The organism is Paraburkholderia sediminicola (genome assembly GCF_046026895.1).
Classification (GTDB): Bacteria; Pseudomonadota; Gammaproteobacteria; order Burkholderiales; family Burkholderiaceae; genus Paraburkholderia; species Paraburkholderia sediminicola_C.
In genome coordinates this window covers 62,277-82,232 of sequence record NZ_JAQQEU010000022.1, presented here as the reverse complement: position 1 = coordinate 82,232, position 19,956 = coordinate 62,277, and the positions used below count along the sequence as shown (strand labels likewise).

The 19,956-nt window shown below is 62.6% G+C and carries 19 protein-coding genes and 1 pseudogene; 5 read left to right on the top strand and 15 right to left on the bottom strand.

The annotated features are described in order from the left end of the window. Positions 1-160 precede the first annotated feature (160 nt). Entirely contained in the window at positions 161-763 is a 603-nt protein-coding gene (gene wrbA, locus PQR02_RS17605) for an NAD(P)H:quinone oxidoreductase (RefSeq protein WP_408233323.1), read from the bottom strand. A 1,216-nt stretch (positions 764-1,979) separates the two neighbouring features. Between wrbA and PQR02_RS17600 the strand changes: the two genes are divergently transcribed. Then, positions 1,980-2,225 carry a hypothetical protein gene (locus tag PQR02_RS17600; protein ID WP_408233320.1) on the top strand — a complete coding sequence of 82 codons (246 nt, stop codon included), beginning with the start codon at positions 1,980-1,982 and terminating at the stop codon, positions 2,223-2,225. A 475-nt stretch (positions 2,226-2,700) separates the two neighbouring features. On the opposite strand, the gene PQR02_RS17595 is transcribed toward PQR02_RS17600, so the two are convergent. The 9 genes and pseudogenes from PQR02_RS17595 to PQR02_RS17555 form a co-directional block, all read right to left on the bottom strand. Further along, positions 2,701-3,963, bottom strand: a complete 1,263-nt coding sequence (locus PQR02_RS17595) for a GNAT family N-acetyltransferase (protein ID WP_408233317.1) — start codon at positions 3,961-3,963, stop codon at positions 2,701-2,703. A gap of 587 nt (positions 3,964-4,550) precedes the next feature. Further along, positions 4,551-5,557 (bottom strand): annotated as a pseudogene (locus PQR02_RS17590) (aldo/keto reductase). 128 nt (positions 5,558-5,685) lie between these two features. Then, positions 5,686-5,922, bottom strand: a complete 237-nt coding sequence (locus tag PQR02_RS17585; protein WP_408233314.1) for a hypothetical protein — start codon at positions 5,920-5,922, stop codon at positions 5,686-5,688. Positions 5,923-5,932: 10 nt separating this feature from the next. After that, positions 5,933-6,571: a glutathione S-transferase family protein gene (locus tag PQR02_RS17580; RefSeq protein ID WP_408233311.1), complete on the bottom strand. Its 639-nt coding sequence runs from the start codon at positions 6,569-6,571 to the stop codon at positions 5,933-5,935. A 39-nt stretch (positions 6,572-6,610) separates the two neighbouring features. Beyond that, positions 6,611-7,063: an SRPBCC family protein gene (locus tag PQR02_RS17575; RefSeq protein WP_408233308.1), complete on the bottom strand. Its 453-nt coding sequence runs from the start codon at positions 7,061-7,063 to the stop codon at positions 6,611-6,613. Beyond that, entirely contained in the window at positions 7,060-7,395 is a 336-nt protein-coding gene (locus PQR02_RS17570; RefSeq protein ID WP_408233305.1) for an ArsR/SmtB family transcription factor, read from the bottom strand. The genes PQR02_RS17575 and PQR02_RS17570 overlap by 4 nt, the downstream gene beginning before the upstream one ends. 128 nt (positions 7,396-7,523) lie before the next feature. Continuing rightward, positions 7,524-8,138, bottom strand: coding sequence for an HAD family hydrolase (locus PQR02_RS17565; RefSeq protein WP_408233302.1), 615 nt, complete (start codon positions 8,136-8,138; stop codon positions 7,524-7,526). Between the two features lie 349 nt (positions 8,139-8,487). Further along, positions 8,488-9,660: an epoxide hydrolase family protein gene (locus PQR02_RS17560; RefSeq protein ID WP_408233299.1), complete on the bottom strand. Its 1,173-nt coding sequence runs from the start codon at positions 9,658-9,660 to the stop codon at positions 8,488-8,490. Positions 9,661-9,857: 197 nt separating this feature from the next. Beyond that, the gene (locus PQR02_RS17555; RefSeq protein ID WP_408233296.1) at positions 9,858-11,003 is read right to left on the bottom strand and encodes a porin; all 1,146 of its coding nucleotides are present in this window, start codon (positions 11,001-11,003) and stop codon (positions 9,858-9,860) included. A 537-nt stretch (positions 11,004-11,540) separates the two neighbouring features. Between PQR02_RS17555 and surE the strand changes: the two genes are divergently transcribed. Further along, positions 11,541-12,320, top strand: coding sequence for a 5'/3'-nucleotidase SurE (gene surE / locus PQR02_RS17550; protein WP_408233293.1), 780 nt, complete (start codon positions 11,541-11,543; stop codon positions 12,318-12,320). 144 nt (positions 12,321-12,464) lie between these two features. On the opposite strand, the gene PQR02_RS17545 is transcribed toward surE, so the two are convergent. Beyond that, the gene (locus tag PQR02_RS17545) at positions 12,465-13,442 is read right to left on the bottom strand and encodes a hypothetical protein (RefSeq protein WP_408233290.1); all 978 of its coding nucleotides are present in this window, start codon (positions 13,440-13,442) and stop codon (positions 12,465-12,467) included. A 124-nt stretch (positions 13,443-13,566) separates the two neighbouring features. Continuing rightward, positions 13,567-14,253 (bottom strand): DMT family transporter, encoded by a 687-nt coding sequence (locus tag PQR02_RS17540; protein WP_408233287.1) that lies wholly within the window; start codon positions 14,251-14,253, stop codon positions 13,567-13,569. Positions 14,254-14,450: 197 nt separating this feature from the next. On the opposite strand from PQR02_RS17540, the gene PQR02_RS17535 reads away from it, so the two are divergent. The 3 genes from PQR02_RS17535 (at position 14,451) to PQR02_RS17525 (ending at position 17,552) form a co-directional block, all read left to right on the top strand. Continuing rightward, positions 14,451-16,391, top strand: a complete 1,941-nt coding sequence (locus PQR02_RS17535) for a glycoside hydrolase family protein (RefSeq protein ID WP_408233284.1) — start codon at positions 14,451-14,453, stop codon at positions 16,389-16,391. Continuing rightward, complete coding sequence (locus PQR02_RS17530; RefSeq protein ID WP_408233281.1) at positions 16,388-16,768, top strand: PA14 domain-containing protein; 381 nt, start codon at positions 16,388-16,390, stop codon at positions 16,766-16,768. The genes PQR02_RS17535 and PQR02_RS17530 overlap by 4 nt, the downstream gene beginning before the upstream one ends. A 202-nt stretch (positions 16,769-16,970) precedes the next feature. Continuing rightward, positions 16,971-17,552: an alpha-ketoglutarate-dependent dioxygenase AlkB family protein gene (locus PQR02_RS17525; protein WP_408233278.1), complete on the top strand. Its 582-nt coding sequence runs from the start codon at positions 16,971-16,973 to the stop codon at positions 17,550-17,552. Between the two features lie 99 nt (positions 17,553-17,651). Here the strand turns inward: PQR02_RS17525 and PQR02_RS17520 are convergent, their stop codons facing one another. The 3 genes from PQR02_RS17520 to PQR02_RS17510 form a co-directional block, all read right to left on the bottom strand. Beyond that, the gene (locus PQR02_RS17520; protein WP_408233275.1) at positions 17,652-18,323 is read right to left on the bottom strand and encodes a type 1 glutamine amidotransferase domain-containing protein; all 672 of its coding nucleotides are present in this window, start codon (positions 18,321-18,323) and stop codon (positions 17,652-17,654) included. 138 nt (positions 18,324-18,461) lie between these two features. Further along, complete coding sequence (locus PQR02_RS17515) at positions 18,462-19,097, bottom strand: carbonic anhydrase (protein WP_408233398.1); 636 nt, start codon at positions 19,095-19,097, stop codon at positions 18,462-18,464. A 493-nt stretch (positions 19,098-19,590) separates the two neighbouring features. After that, complete coding sequence (locus tag PQR02_RS17510; protein ID WP_408233395.1) at positions 19,591-19,899, bottom strand: DUF4148 domain-containing protein; 309 nt, start codon at positions 19,897-19,899, stop codon at positions 19,591-19,593. Positions 19,900-19,956: the final 57 nt, after the last annotated feature.

The window sequence follows — 19,956 nt, the reverse complement described above, 5'->3', positions numbered from 1 at the left end:
AATCGCGAGTGGACGAGGTGCATGGTTCGAGTGACAACTATCGCAAGCTCATTCTCACTTTGTGCGTGATCACGGAAATCACGTGCGATACCTTCGAGGCCACGCGTGCTCCTCTCGTCGCGCTGACGCGCGTGGCATCGTCGTCCAGAAGACGCGGTGCTTAACGGAAAAGCCGCGACGCCAGTTCGGCGACGTGTTTGCCTTGATACCGGGCAATATCGAGTTCGTTGGCAGAGGGTTGCCGGCTGCCGTCCGTGCCCGCCAGAGTGGTTGCGCCATAAGGCGTGCCGCCCGTGATTTCGTTCATATTGACGAGCCCGCTGCACGCGTACGGCACGCCGACGATCACCATGCCCTGGTGCAGGAGCGTGGAATGGAACGAGGTGATGGTGGTTTCCTGGCCGCCATGTTGCGTGCCTGTCGACGCAAAGACACTGCCGATCTTGCCGACGAGAGCACCTTTCATCCATAGACCGCCGGTCTGGTCGAGAAAGGTGCGCATCTGGCCCGCCATGTTGCCGAATCGCGTCGGCGTTCCGAAGATGATCGCGTCATACTCCGCGAGTTCATCCGGTTTGGCGACTTCCGCTGGCTGGTTCAGCTTCACACCGGAGGCCTTTGCCTGCTCGTCGGGGATCGTTTCAGGCACCCGCTTGAGCGTCACCTCGGTGCCGGGCACGGCGCGAGCGCCCTCGGCCACCGCGTTCGCCATCGTCTCGATATGTCCGTACATCGAGTAGTACAAAACCAATACCTTCGCCATGTCTTCCTCCTGTTGCATTGCCATCGAGCGGTCATCAGAAAAAGGCGCGTCGAGATCACCTCATCCGACACATTGACGGTTCGTGATTTCCGCTGGCCGAGTATAGAAGCACGCAATCAAACGCACGTGCCCAAGAGGCAGGATAGGCGGCCCGTGCGGATGCCGATAGTGGAAGCGTCGCTTTTTTTCGTGAATGATTAAGTCGCTCACTTCATTGGCCGTTCGCCCGAGCCGCCCGTAAGCTGTCTGCTGAACCGATCGATACCGGCCGCCCAATCGTTGCCCTTCGCGAAAGTCCCACCTGGACGGACTCTGCTGCTCGACTATCATTGGCATTGTCGGGCGCCCACCGCGTTCTGCCGGCTACGTTTCTTTCGCTTCTTTTACTTGTCAGCGATGCGTGAAGACATGCTCGTTTCGCATCGGGGATGTGCGCACAGGGAATACGCGTTTGCTCGCCTGCGTGTCGCGACGGGCCGTCTTATGCGCGCAGATTCGGCCGCTGAAAAGGCTCGCGCGACCTGCTGGGTCAATGCCTGGGCGAGCGCGATTGGTGATCTTCACTTTCATGGATTCGTCGCGGGACGGGTCGGCCGAAAGCCGGGAAGGTAATCGTTCGGCTCGCGCCACGCGCTGCCTATGCGTCGCATGAAAACGACTGATGCCCTCTTCAACGCCGTCGCTTAGGCCGCACTTCGCGCGATTGCATGCCGACTTGACCCGCGTTGCTCGTTGCTCGTCGAAGTGAAATCGGTTGCCCGAAGCGGAACCGTGTCTAAACCGGCGATCGACCGTTTCGTGAGGGCTTGAGCGAGGATGAGATTCAGATACAGATAGAAGTGGTCGAGTTGCCTCGCGTCCGAAGCTGCTGGGTCAAGAGCGAACACATCCTCGAGCACGCCGCGTGCTAGGTGAAAACGTTGAAGTCCGTGGACAATACGAACCTGGAAGACGACGCCGTCACTATTGTGCGGCACTGCTGCCCAGATAAGCGAATGGCTAGCCATGCGGCCCCCGTCAATCATGTCAGATCAAAAGCTCGTCAATTCATGTTCGCACAAGTCCACAACGGGCGAATCTTTTTCAAAATTGCGACGCTGCATGATTTGACATTTTTACCACGGTCGATATATTGCAGCGCAGCAAAAAGCTGTAGACTAAAACAAGGGCGTCTGCAATCGTGCGCCCGTAATCGCACTATGAGGGGGAATGCACGATGACGACGTCTCAGGCTAATGCGCCACCCGCCCCGGTTTTGCATGTCTTCGAACAAGCCGGAGGCTGGCACTGGGGCATCACCATCCCGCGCGCAAGGGGCAGCGGATTCAAGCTGATCGCCTTCAGTGAGAGAACCTTCCAGGTTGAGGACGCCGCCCGCACGGACGGGCGTCAAGCGCTGGTCAAGCTGGTGGACAGCGGGAGCCGCGAGCGGCTGGCCAAGGAGGCACAGGGAATTTTGTAAGCCGGTTTGTGAAACACTCGGCGCGGCAAACGAGACCCCCCGAAACATTTGAAGCTTGCCTTCTAGCCTGGTAAGCGCCGGCTCTCGCAGGCTGTTGAGCAGAAATCGTTGCCGGCCACTGGGAAACGAATAACACTTTCGACCACCGATCTCTGACGACGGACTGATGCGCCGCTGTTTCACCAAGCCGATGTTGGACCCGCCCCCGGGACCGAATATTGCTGTTCGCTCATGAAGGGGAGAACGTCATGATCAGACTCGGCACGTTGGCTCTAGTGGCCGCTCTGTCGGGCTGCGTCGTCGCTCCGCCATACAATTATGGCTACGGCAACGAGCCCGGGTACTATGCGCCGCGAACCGCCATAGGGATCGGCGTCGGCGGAGGCAGCTTCGGCGGCGGTGTGGGCGCCGGCGTAGGCCTCGGTTTCTGAAGCCCTCGGCGAACTGCAAGAACGTGAATCCGCGCCCGAAGGCGTCAGCGGTCCTTCGCTGGGGGGCATTTACTGTCCTCGCGCACAGGCGGCTTGGGGCTCGTCGGTTTGCTACCCAGGCGAGTTTTCCAGAGGTGTCCCACGGGCCCAGCGGCAATTCGAAGGCGAAGTTTTTCGCACTGCCGTTGCAACGCGCGTGCGGCGAGATCTGTCTGGCCCCAGAGGCTGACTGCAATCCGCAAATCGGTGCAGGTATAGCCGGATCCGCCGGCCCAGTTCGACTTGTATTTGCTATCGCCCGGCCCGAGGTCGAAGTCCCGCTGGTTCTCGAACGCCCATTTCATTACGTGTTCAAGGAGTAAAGAGCCGGGTGAATATTTCGCATGTGCTGGGTCAAATGCGGCCTGCATGCCGATGACGGAACGCTCGGAAATAGCTACGAGATTCACGGCGATTGCTTTTCCGTCCAGGGAGAGAATGAACAGATGAAGCGCCCGTTTGAAGGACGGATCGGTGGATATTTTCCGGAGGAAATTCTGATAGGGCTCTTTAAAGAAATCTCCTTCTACTCCCACTCGTTCCGCCCACTGACGCTTCCATTCGAGCATTGTACGCACGTAGGTCGCGCTGACCGGATCGGCCAGATCGGAGATAAACATAGAAACTTTGCCGGCTTTGACCAGACGACGCTGGAGATAATCCTGTTCTTTTCTGACCGAATCCGCCAACCCGCCGCGAAATTCCGCCCATGTTTTGCAACGCAGCAACGGCACCACCCGAACTACGCGCCGCTCGCCACGCGATAGCCGTTTTGCTCCTAGCCCAACCCGGTAAAGGGCCGAATCCGTGCGCACCATGGGAAGGCTGATCACATCGCTGCCGCACGAGGAGAGCAACACGCGCCAGGCCGCGGAAACCAGAGACTCTGGGTCCTCGCCATTTGCCACCAGCAAATAGGGTTCCGATGTGTCCGGCGCCAAGGGTCGTAGGGTCGTCCACAAGCATTCGCGATTTCGGATCAGGGGCCACCCAAACACCATTCGGCCATCCTTCCTTCCGATGATGCAATGCAGCGTCGCCCCCGTCGGAATGGCAACCTCGCGAAGCGCATGAAGGCAATAACGGAATAGCTGAAACGGGGTGCCTTTGGCGGCACGCCAGAGTTCATCCCATTCTTGCTGAAGCGATACAAAAGTCTCCACGTCGGTCACAACTTCAAATTGCGCAATGGCTTGAGTCGACGGCGTTGCCATCATTCGTTGTCCAGAGGAAAAGCTTAATCCGGCAAGTAATGAATTCGATTTCATCGTTTATCCATCGCGGCTGTGTTAGTGGCGAAGTCTAAGAATGGTAGCCTTGGCGTAGAGATAATGCAGCATCAAACCCAGCGATTTTTGCACCGTTAAGATAGCCGAACGTAACCTGTTGTTATGGGGGGCTGCACACACTCAGCGCACTATTTTCTGGTTTGACTGGCTGCTTGGCGGAATAAACGCCATACGATTGGCCATCTCGCGCCGAAGCCCGTAAAGGTCAGGCGGATTACGGCAGAGCCGCACGCCGCAGATTGCGAACCATAAAGATCGCATGTAGGGTCTGCTCGCGCGCCTCTCCAGGCTACTGCGGGCGGCCCACCGCTCTCTGGCTGGCCACACTGGCCGAACGCCTTTCAGCCGAAGTGTGTAACCGGATAGACCTGTTATGGGTCAGCGTCTGCACCTGGACGAGCACGCGCGATTGAGCCTGATTCCATCATATCTGGCGTGTGCTGGCTGCCTCGTCCCGCTACCCTTGCCTTGACCGGTTTCGTTGCCGTCTTGCGACAGCCCCTTCCAAGCGCGCGTCATCCGGATCAACGCCTGCTTTCTCACCTTTCACAGCGCCGGACAATTCGCTAAGCATTCACCGCCGCGACGATCCGCGCGCGCATCGCCTGATCGGGGAGCGGGCCCGAACCGGCCCGCACGTTGTCGGCCATGTATTGCGGCCGGCCCGTGCCGGGAATCACGACCGTCACCGCCGGATGCGCGAGCACGAACTTCAGCAGGATCTGCGCCCAGCTCGTGCAGCCGATTTCCGCCGCCCACCCGGGCAACGGCGACTTGCCGACGCGTGCCAGCAAACCGCCGCCGCCGAACGGTTGATTGACCACCACGCCAATCCCCAACTCCGCGGCGAGCGGCAGGATGCGCTCTTCGGCGGCCGGTCATCGGCGGCGTAGTTGATCTGCACGAAGTCGGGCTTTTCGCGACGCATCACGGACGCAACTTCATCAAATGCGCTAGACGTGTAATGCGTGATGCCGATATAGCGAATCCGGCCGCGCGACTTCCAGTCGCGCAGCGTGGCGAGTTGCGTGCGCCAGTCGAGCAGGTTGTGCACCTGCATCAGATCGATGCGCGGTTGCTGGAAGCGGCGCAGCGATTCTTCCATCTGCGCGATGCCCGCGTCACGTCCTTCGGTCCACACCTTGGTGGCGACGAAGGCTGTTGCATGCGCGTCGAGCCGCGTGAGCAACGCTCCGGCGACGGCTTCCGACGATCCATACATCGGCGACGAATCGATCACCGAACCGCCCGCTTCGAACAGGATGCGCAGCACGTCGGCGAGTTGTGCGCGGGCGGCGGGATCGTCGCCGACATCGAAGGTGCGCCAGGTGCCGCAGCCGACCACCGGCAAGCGTTCACCGGTCGAGGGGATGACGCGTCGCGCGATGCGCGGCGCCGCCGTGGCGGATTGAGTTTGCTCCCGGGTTTGCGCTGCACCTTGAGCTTGCGTTTGCGCCGCTGTGACCCGCGTCAACGCAAGCGAAACCGGCACGCCGATCGCGGCGCCGCTCGCCGTGCGCAAAAAGCGGCGTCTGCCGGCGCGCGGTCCATCGGCTTTCGACGCTAGTGCCATACCCCGACCCTCGATCAGCGAACAAACTCGTGATCTCGTACGATACGGCAATCCGGCAACGCGCGTGCACCGTGCGCAATGCACACATCGCGCTTACATCGCCGAACGCTACGCCCCGAAAAAAACCACTACCTGATGAAATGCCCACAGACCGGCACACCGGCCAGCCGCGTGACCAGCGACGGCGCTCCTTCACCCACCGCCGCAAACTGATCCGCAGCCATCGCAGAACCGGCGGCGGCGCCGATCGCGAGGACCACGATTGCGATCCGCCGCATCCGTCCCGCGGGCCCACCGAGTGTGCCCGACACGCTTCGCCAACCGGCCAGCAGCGTCATCGTCACGGCGACGATCGCGCAGCACATGACCTGACCTTCACGCGTGCGCCGCAGTTTGCGCAGGCCGCGCCGGAAACGGATTGCGCCAGGCTTCGAACGCGTTCAACTGATCGTGCCAGCGCTGCACTTGCGGGAATTCGTCGAGCGGCATCGCCGCGCTCTTCGCATAGGGCAGCGCCACCGCGACTGAAAAGTCCGCGACCGACAGGTCGTCGCCGAGCAGCCACTTGCGCCCCTTCAGGTGCTGGTCGAGAACGCCCGCATGCTTGCGGAAAAAGCCCTGCGCTTCGGCGACCTTCGACGGATCAGGCTCTCCCATTCCGACCCACGGCTTGATCAGATACTCGAAGTAGAGCGATCCGGCATGCCGATAAAAATGCTGGCTGTTCCAGCTCATCCAGCGCACCACGTCGATCTGCTGCGGCGCGCTTCGTGGCCAGAGAGCGGATTCCGCGCGCTGCGCAAGATGGCAGATGATCGCATCGGCTTCCCAGAGATTTCTGTCACCGTCGACGAGGCTTGGCAGCTTGCCGTTCGGATTGATCGCGAGGTACTCGGGCCTCGTCTGCTCGCCCTTGCGCAGATCGACGAACATATAGTCGATTGGCAACCCTAAATAACCCGCCACCGCGCAAGCCTTTCGGGGCGCCAGCGTTTCAGCATAGTACAGCTTCATGTTCGGCCTCGGTATGCGTTGATATGATCGGAACGTGCTTCACTCCTGCGCGCCCGCCAGTTCGGCCATCAAACCGTCCAGCTTCTCGAACGCCCCGCTCCAGCCGGCCTGATGACCATCCCGCGCGGCGTCGTCGAAGAACTGCGAGTGCGTGAAATTCATCTCGGTGCCCTCTTCGGTCGCCCGCAGGCGGATCGTCACGAGAGAGCGCCGTTCAGGCATCGTGACCCACTCCCACGTAAAGACGAGCTTGCGATCCACCTCGACCTCGCGGTACTCGCCGCGGCAGTCGTGCGTTTCGCCGTCGAGCGTCTGGAACACCACGCGAAAGTGCCCCCCCACGCGCGGATCGGCCTCCGCGCTCAGCACCGGCCCCGCGTCGGGGCCCCACCAGCGCGCCATCAACTCGGGACGCGTCCACGCCGCGTAGACCCTTGACGGCGGCGCCTTGAGGCGCCGCACAATGCTCAGGCTGGGCTTCTCTTTGATCATTCCTGTTCCCCTTCGACAAAATCGGCAAGCCGGTCGAGGCTCGCGGACCAGAAACGCTCATAGCGCCTGAGCCACGTCATCGCCTCTTCCATCGGACCGGCAACGAGTTCGACCGACACCGTTCGGCCGCTCTTGGTGCGGGCGATCAGACCGGCGTCGCTCAGCACGTCGAGATGCTTCATGACCGCCGGCAGCTTGAGCGGCAGTGGACGCGCGATTTCCGTCACGGAAAGGCCGGGCTCACTCGCGAGACGCGCGAGTATCGCGCGCCGCGTGGGGTCCACGAGAGCGGAAAACGTGCGATCGAGTTGACTGACTGGAGACTTCACCATATGGTGAACTATAGGCGCTTGACGGGCGGCGTCAAGTTTTTGTGAGGCTATATGGCTGGGCGCGCGTGCGAGAGCGGTTGCGAATGCCGATGCTGATGCTGATGCGACGGCGCATCGCGACTGATCGGCTACAGCAGTCCGCGACGCTGGAACTCATCTAGCAGACCTGCCGTGCTGACGAACTTGTACCCTTGAAGGCCCGCATCGATCGCGCCGCTCACATTGCTCCCGGTATCGTCGATGAAAAGCGTTTCGGCCGGGGGCGCGCCGAGTTGTTCGAGACAGCGAAGATAAGTCTGCGCCGCGGGCTTCGCCGCGCCGAACGCGGCCGACGAATAAACGTTCGAGCCGAACAGGCGAGCCACAGGCGGATTCAGATAGTCGATGTGATCGGTCAGCAAGCGGCAATTGTTCGTCAGTATCGCGATACGGGGACGCTCGGCGACTTGACCGGCGAGCGCGAGCGCCGACTCATTGGGCGTGATCGATGCAAGACGCGCCGCGAGCCAGTCGTCGCGGCTGATGGGATAGCTGAGCAGCGCACCGAGTTCGCGCAGATATTCGTCATCGCCGATCAGGCCTGCGTCGGCGCGCGCTTCGAGGCCCGAACCCCAGATCGCATGACGCACCGCCTCCGCCGTGCGGCCCGTGACCGCCGCCAGACGATCGACGCGTGCCGCGCGGTCGTAGTGCGAGAGGACACCTTCCATATCGAACAGAACCAGCGTGATGGATGCAGTCATGCTGTGAGCCTCGCGTCGAAAGCTTGCAGGGATGAAGCAACTGTGTCGCGCGATCGTATGGGACGATTGCAGCTTCTATTGTGCCGCGATGAATTGCTCGTGGCATGTGGCAAAAAAATCCGGGCCGCTCATGCAAACAGTTCCAAACGCGCCAACGTGGTTGGCGCTGTCACTCCCGCGCAATCGTAACCAGACCGAATACATATTGGCCGGCGCCGCGAACGCGGGGCCGCCGCTCGCGCATTCGGGTGCGGATACGCGCGGCTTGCGGGCGGCTGTCGTGCATCGATTCCTGATTGCGACGCGGCGTGGATGCATCGACAACGCGGGCCGTGAACGCGATGCGCGGCTAGCCCTCGTTCTGTGCGTGTTGCCGTAGTGGCCTGAAGAACCGGCGTATCTCGGCCGCGAGCAAGTCTGGCTTCTCCATCGCCGCGAAATGCCCGCCGCTCGGCATGTCGGTCCATTGCGTCACGTCGAAGGTTCTTTCGAGCCAACTGCGCGGCGGATGACTCAGCTCCTTCGGAAAATGTGCGAAGCCGACCGGTGGCGCGACACGCTGGCCGTCCGCGAAACGCATCGGCTGCAGGCGGTTTTCCCAATACATCTGCATCGACGACCCGATGCTCTGCGTGTACCAGTAGAGAGAAATGTTGGTGAGCAGTTCGTCTTTCGAGAAGACCCGCTCGATGTCGCCGTCGCAGTCGCTCCACGCACGAAACTTTTCTCCGATCCAGGCCGCGAGCCCCACCGGCGAATCATTGAGCGAAGCGGCGGCGGTCTGCGGCTTGGTGCTGTGCATGTGCGCGTAGCCGCCTTCGCGTGCGACCCAGTCGTTCCTGTCGCGCAGGAATTTCTCCTCTGCCGATGTGAGCGGCTGTTGGACCGCGCCGATCGTGGGCTCATACGTACCGGGCAGGAAGTTGAGATGAATGCCAGCGACGGCGTGCGGATGCCGCGCGGCGAGCGCGATCGACACGCCCGCGCCCAGATCGCCGCCCTGGGCACCGAAGCGTTCGTAGCCGAGACCGCGCAACAGCGACACCCACAGGTCCGCCACCTGAAACGCGGACGTGCCTGGCCGCGCGGGCGCCGGTGAAAACGCGAAGCCAGGCAAAGATGGAGCGACGACATCGAACGCGTCGGCGGAATCGGCACCGAACGCGGCCGGGTCACAGAGCTGGTCGAGCAGCGCATGGAACTCGAAGAACGAGCCGGGCCAGCCATGTGTGATCACCAGGGGATAGGGCGCAATACCTTCGCCGCGCCGATGCACGAAGTGCACGCGCTGACCGTCGAGGTCGACAATGAATTGCTGCTGCTGATTGAGCTTGCGCTCGGCTGCACGCCAGTCGAAATGATCCGCCCAGTAGGCGGCCAGTTCGCGCAGCCACGCGCCGTCCGCACCCTGCTGCCATGCGGGCGACGGCGTGAGCGGCGCCCAGCGCGTCGCGCGAATACGGCGGCGCAGATCGTCGATGGCGGGGTCGGGAATCGCGATCTCAAACGGTTCTATCTGCATGGCGGCTCATCCGGCACGAGGTGATGGATTGCGTGCGCGGCCGATCCAGTCATTCGCGGATGAAAGCCGCGTGCAGGCTGGTCGGCGTTTGCGCACGAAGCAGCCTGCATGTTACTGCGCGCGGAGAAAAAAAGCGGCCCAAGCAGAAAAGCCCGCCAAACGCGGGCTTTTCTGCAGCGTGCCGCCAGAGCGGCCGCTTAGAAGCGGTGACGGATACCGACCGTGCCGACCACCTGCGTATCGGTCGACGAAGCGCTCACGCCGAGGATATCGGCCGTGATACCCGAGTTGCCCGTGCTGCCGACATGCTGATACGCCGCTTCAGCATACACATCGGTCCGCTTGGACAACGCGTAGTCCGTCTGCAACGTGACCTGGTTGTACTTCGGGCTCGCGCCGTTCAGACGCGCGTCGGTGAACGTGTAAGCGCCCGATACGGTCAACGCCGGGGTGATTGCGTAACGCCCGTTCAGTTCATAGTTCGTGAAACGGGCGCTGCCGCCGTTGAGCGTCAGGCCGCTCGTCGTGCCCGAGGCCGTCGAGCCGATCGCGCTCGCGTCAGTCAGTTGCGTCTGCGTGAACAGCAGGCCGACGTTCGCCGCGCCGAACGCGTAGCTGGCGCCCGCGCCATAGGTGCGCTGACGCGCCGCCGTGAACGTGGAGTCGCCGGCGGCCACCGCGCCGCCCGAGTTGGTGGTCGAACCGCCGCCGTTCAGTTGCAGATAACCGGCCGCCACGTTCAGGCCGCCGAACGTGTACGACGCGCCGACGCTATACGCGCGGCTGTCGGCAAAGGCGCCTGCCGCATTCGAAAAGCCGTACAGCGCGCCGAGCTTGAAGCCGCCGTAATTGACGCTCTGATACTTGACCGCGTTGTTGATACGCACCGAGTTGTTCAGGTTGTCGTTGTCGTACGGGTGCGAGGCGAGCGTGCCGCCGTATTGCGTGCCGTTCAGCGCGAGCGGGCCGAGATAGTCGACCACGCTGTCGTACTGGCGACCCAGCGTCAGTGCGCCGTACTGATTGCTCGACAGACCGACGAACGACTGGCGGCCGAACATGCGGCTGTTCTGACCGAGCTTGCCGGTCGACAGATTGAAACCGTTCTCCAGCACGAAGATCGCCTTCAGGCCGTTGCCCAGATCTTCCGAGCCGCGCAGGCCCCAGCGGTTGCCGTTCAGTATCCCGCTGGCCTGCTGGAAGTTGCTGTGGCCGCCGGCGTTGTTCGTGTAGGTCAGACCGGTGTCGATCAGGCCGTACAGCGTGACCGAGCTTTGTGCGTGAGCGGCACCCGCGGCGCCGATGAGAGCGAGCGAGAGGCTCGAGAGTACGAATTTATTCATTGATTGAGCTCCTGATTCGAATGGCGAATGCCATCGAGCGGCGGAGAATAGCGGACAAATTCGAAGACTGTTTTTTAGTTGATTAGGGCGTTGTGTTTTTGCCACCTAGGCGGATTTTTTATTTCCGATTATTTCTATTTCGCGGGCGCGTTGCTCAAAAAACGAGAAAGGCTTCATTCGGAGCATTTTATTGACGTGGACACCGAATATGGCTTACTTAACGGCGATTTCCGCGAGTTGCGCAAACAGGGAGCACACCTCCAACCTAAACTCCCTTACAGGAAATAGTGGAATCATCCATTCCATTTAGCAGATAGTAAAGAAATGAAAGGTTGGCGAAGTAATCCAACGATTATTGCGTTAATAGCAAATAGCTTTTTCCAATTTTAAAAGCAGTCAATAAAAGCTTATCCCGCCAGTAGAAATTCGGAAGGAATGTGCGCTCATTGCGCCGATTACGCCGCTCATGACACGCTCTCGCCGATAGCCGGATAATGAGCCTTCCATCGGCTTACCCAACGAGAGGAGCTTGTCGCGATGTCCACCTACGAATCCAAAGTGCCGCGAGTGCTGTTGACGAACGACGACGGGATCGACGCGCCCGGCCTCGCCGTGCTCGAAGCCGTCGCCGCCGAACTCGCGCACGAAGTCTGGGTGGTCGCGCCCGAGCACGATCAGAGCGGCACGTCGCATTCGATCAGCCTGCACTCGCCGTTGCGCGTGAGCCGCCAGGGCGACCGGCGCTTCGGCGTGACAGGCACGCCCGGCGATTGCGTCGTGATGGGCGTGCGCCATCTGATGCGTGACGCGCCGCCCACGCTGATCCTTTCCGGCATCAATCGCGGCGGCAACCTCGGCGTCGAGACGATGTTTTCGGGCACGGTCGGCGCGGCGATGACGGGTCTGCTGCTCGGGCTGCCGTCGTTCGCGCTGAGCCAGACTTTCAGCGCGCGCAACAACGTGCGCTGGGACACCGCGCGCACGCTCGCGCCAGGCGTGATTCGCCAGTTACTCGCCATCGAGCACGCGGCGCCGACCTGCCTGAACATCAATTTCCCCGATGTCGATGCGGCGGCCGCCGGTCCTCTCACGCCGACCCGGCAAGGTGTGGGACTTGTCGAAGACATCGACGTGCTGCCGCAGGTCGATCCGCGCGGCATGGCTTATCACTGGCTGCGCTTTCAGCGCGGCGCGCGCGCGAACGACCCCGATAGCGAAACGGCCGTGGTGGCCTCGGGCCGCGTGTCGGTCACGCCGCTGGCTTTCGATCGCACCGACGAACCGACTTTCGCACGGCTCGCTGCGTCGCTGCGCTAAACGCGTTGGATTGGAAGATTTGAGCGGCGCGTCGTTCGTCGCGACTGACGCGATCGCCCCGGACGCTTCGGCTGCCGCCCGCGAAGGGCTCGCGGCATTGCACAAGTTGCCTGCGCCCAGCTCAATGCGAAGCCGCCGCATCGATCAAGGACGCGCCGCCCCCATCACGCGTGGTGCGCCGGCCGGCCCGGCGGGATCAGGATTGCCGAACGCCGGAAGGCTGCCGTCCTCACGCGCGCGGGCGATCTCCGCGCGGACCTGTGAGCGCGTTTTCGGACCGCTGTCCAATTTCGGGAGTGGGTCGGTGGATGGCGCGGGTTGCACGACGCGCGGCGACAAAGCGGTTTGCGCGGTCAGTTCGGCGGGCGGATTGGATGGCGCAGTTTGTGTCGTTTGCGGCATCGGCTGTGACGTGTTGGGCGCGTTGAGGGCATCGGACGCATTGAAAGCACTCGCCGCATTGACCACACTTTCTCCGGCCTTCATTGCCGGTCGCGCATAGACAGGCTGAGCTGCGACAGCCGGCACGTCCGCAACCGATAAACTCCCGCTCGACACGCCATCATGGCGAGCGAGCATGTTCACCGGTTCCGCCGGGCGCCCGCTCCTTGCATACCTCGATGCGTGATTCGAACGCTCGTGCGCCGCACTGCGGCTACCATGTGCATGGCCGCTTTTCACAGGCGCGGACGAAGACGGCGACACTCGCGGCGCCTCACTGACCCGCGCCGCCGCCAACGCGCGCTGGTCCCGATCCGCCTGCGCCTGGATGTGCTTTTGCAGGTCGATCACCTGCTCTTCGCGCTTGTGCGCCGGCCGTACCGCATTGAGTTGCGCCCGTGCGGCGGCAACATCGTCGCGCAGCAGACTATTGCGCGCCGCCTGTACACGGGCGGCCACGCTCGCGGCCGAATCGCGGCCAGCCAGGACCGGGCCGCGCGCGATCCTTCCGCTGATGATGTCGCCGCGCGACGAACTCGTCGAGTCGCCGCCATGCGTCAGGCCGAGTTCGTCGGTCGACAAGGAATCGTCTTCCGACTGCGACACATACGCATAGCCGCCAACCGCAAGCGCGCCGACAACCAGACCTGTGAAGATCATCTTCCTGGGTTCGCTATACATGACCTGTCCCCCTTCCCAGCGTGGACGCGCGCGTCTGCGTGGAGCAGACGCACCCGGATTCATCAGAGGGTTGGTGGCGATCGATACGCTGGATGCCGCCATGGCGACCGCGATTTCCGGCCGGTCAACTCACGGACGAAAGTGTGCGCGAACTGGATGCACCTGAATCCATGTTTATGCTCCGCAAACGGCGAATCGTCGGATTCTGGCGGCCATGTGTCCGAAAGAGCCAGCCGCTCAAAAATGGGAAGATTTTATCTTCCGACGATTGATCGTTGGAACTCCGAAACAAACGCAATCCTCCTGCGCTGCGCGAGCCGACCAGAGCGGGCCACACAATAGGCGGACCTATACGACCGGACCCTCTTCCGGCCTTCCTGCGCACTGCGACGGCAATCGAACTGCCGACGATCAGCACCACGCCGAACAGCGACATCGCGCCAATCGTCTCGCCCCAAAACAGGTAGCCGAACAGCGCGGCCCACACGATGCTCCTGGAGTTGTACGGCGCGAGCGTATCGGCGTCGGCCTGGCGGAACGCCATCGTCATCAGCAACTGGCCGGCCGTCGCGAATGCGCCGAGCAGCGCCATCACCGCAAACGCGTTGAACGATGGCGTGCGCCACGCAAAGAACAGCGAAGCCCCCGTGACCAGCGTGCCGATCGCCGTGAAATACAGCACGGTGGTGCCCGAATCGTCGGTGGCGCGAATGCGCTTGATCTGAATGAGCGACAGTCCGCCGAACAACGCGCTCGAAATCAGTAGCGCAGGACCGAGCCAACTCGAATGCGAGCCGTCCGGGCGCACCACGAAAAGCACGCCCGCAAAGCCCACCGCTGGCCTTTATCCGACAATTACGGGTATCTACCGATACAGCTCCGCTCAACTAATAATATTATTCATACCTATTTCCTCACCGGTACAGCCCGATTCAACGGTCTTCGGTTGTATGCAAATTTAATAATAATTATGACCATCAATGAAGCGGGGACCTCAGGAGATAAAAGGTGCGCAATTACTTCGTGCTGGCGACACTCGCCATGCTGGGCGCTTGCGGTGGTGGCAACGATAGTTCGCCGAACGCGTCCGCGGCGGCGAACAAGCAGGTCAACGCAGTCGATTCCTCGGCGTCGGCGGCTGGCGCGGCCTTAGCCGCGTCGCAAGCCGATGCGGCCAATGTCCAAAGCGAATTCAAGGCCGCCAAGACCATTCCGCTCGGAATGAAAACGACCACCCCGCCGCTCGTGATCGCCGATCCCACCCTCAACCTGCCGCCCTACACGCCGCCCGCGGCCCCCAAAGCGGTTTCCACGACCACCCTCTCGTTCGGCGACTTCACGAACTACCTCGCGCCCGGCTCGACCGATGGCTGGCGCCTCGGCGCCAACAATTCGACCATCACGATTCCCGCGCCCCCGACCAACGGCAGCGGCGCGGGCGACAAAACCGTCGCGCTCGCCAGCACCTACGCGACCGCCTCGTATGAAGCCGACGTGACGGTCAGCGCGCCGGTCGGCAGCGGCGCGGCGAACGCGGGCTTCATCGTGCGCACGACGAACCCGACGGCCGGCGGCCCCGACAGCCTCACCGGCTACTACATCGGCCTGGACACGGGCACGCATTCGGTCCAGGTGGGACGCCAGAACAACAACTGGACGAACTTCATCTCGTACCCGGTCAGCACGATCGTCGGCGGCAGCACGCACCATCTGAAAGTGACGACGAGCGGCACCGCGATTACCGTCGACCTCGACCAGCAACGCGTGATCAGCGTCAACGACGCGACCAACGCGCTGCCCGCCGTGTTCCAGTCAGGCAGCTTCGGGCTGCGGCGCTTCGGCGTCGGCGCGACGTTCAGCAACATCACGATCCATACGTATCCGACCGTGACGTCGCCGAGCTACGACTTCTCCAAGGTGGTCGGCGCGGTCTACACACCGTCCAACGCGGTGAACGCGATCGACTTCTGGCAGAACTACGACCCGGAGATCGTCAATCGCGAGCTGACGTACGCGCAAACCTACGGCATGAACACCATCGCCGTGTACCTGCATTACCTCGTGTGGGCCAACGATCGTGTGGCATTCCTGAGCAAGTTCGAGAACCTGCTGAAGATCGCCGCGCGCCACGGCATCAAGGTCTCGCCGATCTTCTACGACGACTGCTGGAATCCGACGCCGCAATACGGCCCGCAGCCCGCGCCGGTCTGGGGCGTGCATAACAGCCGGTGGGTGCAGTCGCCCGGAACGCCGGTCGAACAGGCATATTTCCAGCCGAGCGCGTCCAATGCGGCCGTCACGTACAAGGCGAGTCTCGCGAGCTACATCACCGACTTCGTCGCGCCGCATCGCAACGACCCGCGCGTCATCTTCTGGGAGACGATGAACGAGCCCGGCTGCAGCGGCAACGGCTCGTTGCAGAACACCCGCGCGGCGCTGATGAACGACGCGCGCATCGCGATCCTGAACGCGGGCGCGACGCAGCCGATCAACGCGCCCCAAGTGCAGGAGGACGAAGGCACGTACTTCTCGGACTTCTACGCGTTCCATCCGTATGGCAACCCGTACACCGGGCCGGTGAACGGCAGCAATCTCAGCGCGCTGAACTCCGAGACGCTGCAACGCGGGTTCACGGGCACGGCGGGTCAAACCATGCCGGGGATTGTCGCGAACTACGGCGGGACGACGGGCTTCATCGTGTGGGAGCTGATGATCGGCCGCACCAACACGCGCTTTCACTGGGGCCAGGTGCCGGACGCGCCCGCCACGGTCGAACCGGCGATTCCGTTCCAGGGGACGATCTATCCGGACGGCCATCCGTGGCAGACCTCGGAGACCCAGGCGCTGACGGGCGGCTTCAACGTGAAACTGCCGGTGCTGCAGGTCGGCTACTACAACGATCCGACTTTCAACAGCGCGCCGGTGAAAAAACCTCGATCACGCCGATGATCGACTTCGACCTGAACACCGAGCGCGGCACCGATTCGCCTGACGCATCCGCGGGCGTCAACGCGACCGGCTACGGCGTGCGCTGGACCGGCGCGATCCAGGCGACCCAGGACGGGACCTACACGTTCTCGATCGGCAGCGACAACGTGGCGCGGCTGTGGATCAACGGCGTGAAGGTGATCGACAAGAAGAGCGCGACGCAATCGACCGTGGTTGGCAAGGTCTGGCTCGCCGCGAAGCAGCGCGCGTCGATCAAGGTCGAGTATGTGCACGGCACGGGGCCGGCCAGCATGCATCTGCTGTGGTCGAATCCGGCGGCTGACAATCCGGGGGTGCTGCGGATCGTGCCGTCCGATTCGCTGGTGACTTCGAGCTGAGGGATGGTTTATGAAAGCGGCTGGCGGTCGAGTCTGGACTGCTAGCCGAGTGACGCGGCGCATCCGGCTTGGATGCGCCGCGTTCTTTCATGTGGGGAAGAACCGCAAGTACTGTATAAAAACACAGTATAATGACCGGACCGCAACCATTCTGTGAGCAGCCCCGGCGCTCAACCATGCGCACCCCAGCGCCGCCTCAACCATGGTCTCCCAGCCAGCCCTCTTCGCTCCCGAACCCGTATCCCTTCTGCGCGATAAAGAAGGCGGCATCCGCTACCTGCCCGAGTCGATCCCGGCCGGTGTCGCGCAGCAATGGTTCGAGCACGCGTTTCGGAACGTCGGCTGGCTCAGTCAGCAACGCATGATGTACGACCGCGAGGTCGCCGTTCCCCGTTTGCTCGCCACCTTCTCGCGCGAATCCGCCGACCTCCCCGCACCGTTGGGCGAAGCATTCGAAGCCGTGCGCGCGCTCGTCGGCGCGCCGTTCAATCGGGTCGGGCTCAACCTGTATCGCGACGGCAACGACAGCGTCGCGCTTCACGGCGACAAGACCGAGAGGCTAGTGCCCGCACAGCTGATCGCGATCGTCTCGCTCGGCGCGAGCCGTCGCATGTCGATCCGGCCGAAGACCGGCGGGGGCCGCAGCATTCATGTCGAACTGGAGCCGGGCAGTTGTCTGGTGATGAGCTACGCGTCGCAATTCACGCACGAACACGGCATTCCGAAGCTCGCCGGTGCGTGCGGGCCACGTATCAGTCTTGCGTTTCGCTGCTTCGCCGAGTGAGGCGGGGCCGCTCGCCACTACGCGTCAACGGGGGCGGCGGTTCATAGTCGTCGAAAGCGCCCCTGCTCCACCTCTCAAACCCCGAGGCATTGCGTCACCTCACGTCACGCCGAGCTTCGTCAGCAATGCCCGCGCCGCCGCTTCCGACGAGGCCGGATTCTGCCCGGTAATCAGCGTCCCGGCGACAACGACATGCGACTGCCAGTCCGGCCCCTTCGAATAGCGGCCGCCGTTTTTCTTCAACATCTCTTCGACGAGAAACGGCACGACCTCAGTGAGACCGACGGCCGCCTCTTCCGAATTCGAAAACCCCGTGACCGGCTTGTCGCGCACGAGCGGCACGCCATCCGGCGTCTTCGCATGACGCAGCGCGGCGGGCGCGTGACAGACCGCGCCGACCGGTTTGCCGGACGCGTGGAAGGCTTCGATGAGGCCGATCGAATGCGTATCGTCGGCCAGGTCCCACAGCGGCCCGTGGCCACCGGGGTAGAACAGTGCGTCGTAGTCCGCCGCCGCGAGCGTCGCGAGGCGCGCCGTGTTCGCGAGCGCGGCTTGCGCCTGCGGGTCGTTCCCGAAGCGCCGGGTCGCGTCGGTGGCGTCGCTCTTCGGGTCCAGCGGCGGCCGGCCGCCTTTGGGCGAAGCGAGCGTCAGCGCGACGCCGGCGTCTTTGAATACGTAGTAAGGGGCGGCCAACTCTTCGAGCCAGAAGCCCGTCTTCTTGCCGGTGTCGCCGAGCTGATCGTGCGACGTGAGTACCACCAGGATATTCATAGCCACCTCGCGAGCAAAGTCGATAGCGTGATGACACGCCGTGAAGCGGCGTGCTCGCCCTCAGATGCTCTCGCAGTATAGGCGGCGCCCCGCAACGCCGAAGCGGTCTATTCGTGCCCGCTGTCGCGCACCGTCGCGTTAGACGGCATAAATTTCCGGGTTCTCCGCGAGCGGCAAAAACTTTCCGGTGCGCCCGTCGAGTGCCAGCATCACGCCGGTTTCGATATCGAAGATCCAGCCATGCAGTTGCAGCGTTTTATTGACGAGCCCCACGGCCACCGAAGGATGCGTGCGAATATTGCTCAGTTGCGCGATGACGTTGTCCTTGACCAGCGCGTCGAGGCGTTCGGTGTCCGAGTGGTAGCTGCGCGACGCGTTGATCGCCTTCGCCGCATCCGCGTGACGCAGCCAGCTTGCCACCGCCGGCAGATGCTCGAGATTCATGCAGGTCGAGATCGCCGTCATCGCGCCGCAGTTGGAGTGACCGCATATCACGATATCGCGCACGCCCAGCACCGACACCGCGTACTCGACGGTGGCCGAGACCCCGCCCGGCTCCGGGCCGTAAGAAGGCACGATGTTGCCGGCGTTGCGGATCACGAACAGCGCACCCGGCTCCACCTGTGTGAGCAGTTCGGGGACCACGCGGCTATCCGAACAGGTCACGAAAAGCGTGCTCGGACTTTGCGCCGTCGACAAACGCTTGAACAACGAAATCTGCTGCGGAAAAACTTCAGTTTGAAAGCGGATGAAACCTTCGATGATTTCCTGCACGATGTTCTCCAGACAATCGAGGACTACGTTCGCAGCGCATGCGCGCCTGATGCGGGGCATGCGTGCCGTCGGTGGGAGTGACTATACCGTAGCCGCGCGGCACGCCGAATGGGTTGACGTGCCGTGTCTGTATCGACTCGCTCGACGAATTCAGCCAAGTCCATCGGGAGAAACTTCGCCTCGAAAAAAAACCCCGGCTGTTGCCAGCCGGGGCCAACTCTCTCGCTCGCACACCGGAAACCGTGCGGGCATGACTACTGTACCGGCGTCGCCGCGGCGGATCTATGCGTCAAGCTGGAAGAGTCCTTTCCAGCGCGGTTCGAATCTAAATGCGTTGCGCTAATGCGCGGAATCACACGCGAGCATGCACACGAACCCGCCAGCGCACACGCCAATCACGCATAACACGCATAAGCGCAACACAACCAGACACATCGAACCGCTTCACGCCTGCCCGCATCTCATCGCGCCTCGTGGCGTGCAAGCTCCCGCATCAACGGCTGTACATCGCGTTCCAGTCGGCTGCGGACACCGCCGGGCGGCCGCTTTGCGACGATCCCGTAACGCTGCCGCCATAAGCGCTGGCGCTGTTGTTCTGCGCGGCGATGCGGGCTTCCGCGGCCTGAATCGCTTCCGGGTAATGGGCCTGGTCGCCGTCGCCGACGTGGTAGCCGGCCCGTGCGAGCTGAACCAGTTCCGCGCGCACCTGCTCGCGCGTGATGGGGGAATTCGATTGAGCGAAAACCGTGGCCGAAGCAGCCAGCGAAGCGACGACAACAACAGTCTTGATCAGGGACTTCATGATGAAAACAAGCTCCAGTAATTGAGGGTCAGCGGGGCGTCGAGTGTTGCTCTGCGC

Coding starts and splice junctions, on each gene's coding strand:
- wrbA (WP_408233323.1), bottom strand. CDS start 763: ATGGCGAAGGTATTGGTTTTGTACTACTCGATGTACGGACATATCGAG.
- PQR02_RS17600 (WP_408233320.1), top strand. CDS start 1,980: ATGACGACGTCTCAGGCTAATGCGCCACCCGCCCCGGTTTTGCATGTC.
- PQR02_RS17595 (WP_408233317.1), bottom strand. CDS start 3,963: ATGAAATCGAATTCATTACTTGCCGGATTAAGCTTTTCCTCTGGACAA.
- PQR02_RS17585 (WP_408233314.1), bottom strand. CDS start 5,922: ATGTGCTGCGCGATCGTCGCCGTGACGATGACGCTGCTGGCCGGTTGG.
- PQR02_RS17580 (WP_408233311.1), bottom strand. CDS start 6,571: ATGAAGCTGTACTATGCTGAAACGCTGGCGCCCCGAAAGGCTTGCGCG.
- PQR02_RS17575 (WP_408233308.1), bottom strand. CDS start 7,063: ATGATCAAAGAGAAGCCCAGCCTGAGCATTGTGCGGCGCCTCAAGGCG.
- PQR02_RS17570 (WP_408233305.1), bottom strand. CDS start 7,395: ATGGTGAAGTCTCCAGTCAGTCAACTCGATCGCACGTTTTCCGCTCTC.
- PQR02_RS17565 (WP_408233302.1), bottom strand. CDS start 8,138: ATGACTGCATCCATCACGCTGGTTCTGTTCGATATGGAAGGTGTCCTC.
- PQR02_RS17560 (WP_408233299.1), bottom strand. CDS start 9,660: ATGCAGATAGAACCGTTTGAGATCGCGATTCCCGACCCCGCCATCGAC.
- PQR02_RS17555 (WP_408233296.1), bottom strand. CDS start 11,003: ATGAATAAATTCGTACTCTCGAGCCTCTCGCTCGCTCTCATCGGCGCC.
- surE (WP_408233293.1), top strand. CDS start 11,541: ATGTCCACCTACGAATCCAAAGTGCCGCGAGTGCTGTTGACGAACGAC.
- PQR02_RS17545 (WP_408233290.1), bottom strand. CDS start 13,442: ATGTATAGCGAACCCAGGAAGATGATCTTCACAGGTCTGGTTGTCGGC.
- PQR02_RS17530 (WP_408233281.1), top strand. CDS start 16,388: ATGATCGACTTCGACCTGAACACCGAGCGCGGCACCGATTCGCCTGAC.
- PQR02_RS17525 (WP_408233278.1), top strand. CDS start 16,971: ATGGTCTCCCAGCCAGCCCTCTTCGCTCCCGAACCCGTATCCCTTCTG.
- PQR02_RS17520 (WP_408233275.1), bottom strand. CDS start 18,323: ATGAATATCCTGGTGGTACTCACGTCGCACGATCAGCTCGGCGACACC.
- PQR02_RS17510 (WP_408233395.1), bottom strand. CDS start 19,899: ATGAAGTCCCTGATCAAGACTGTTGTTGTCGTCGCTTCGCTGGCTGCT.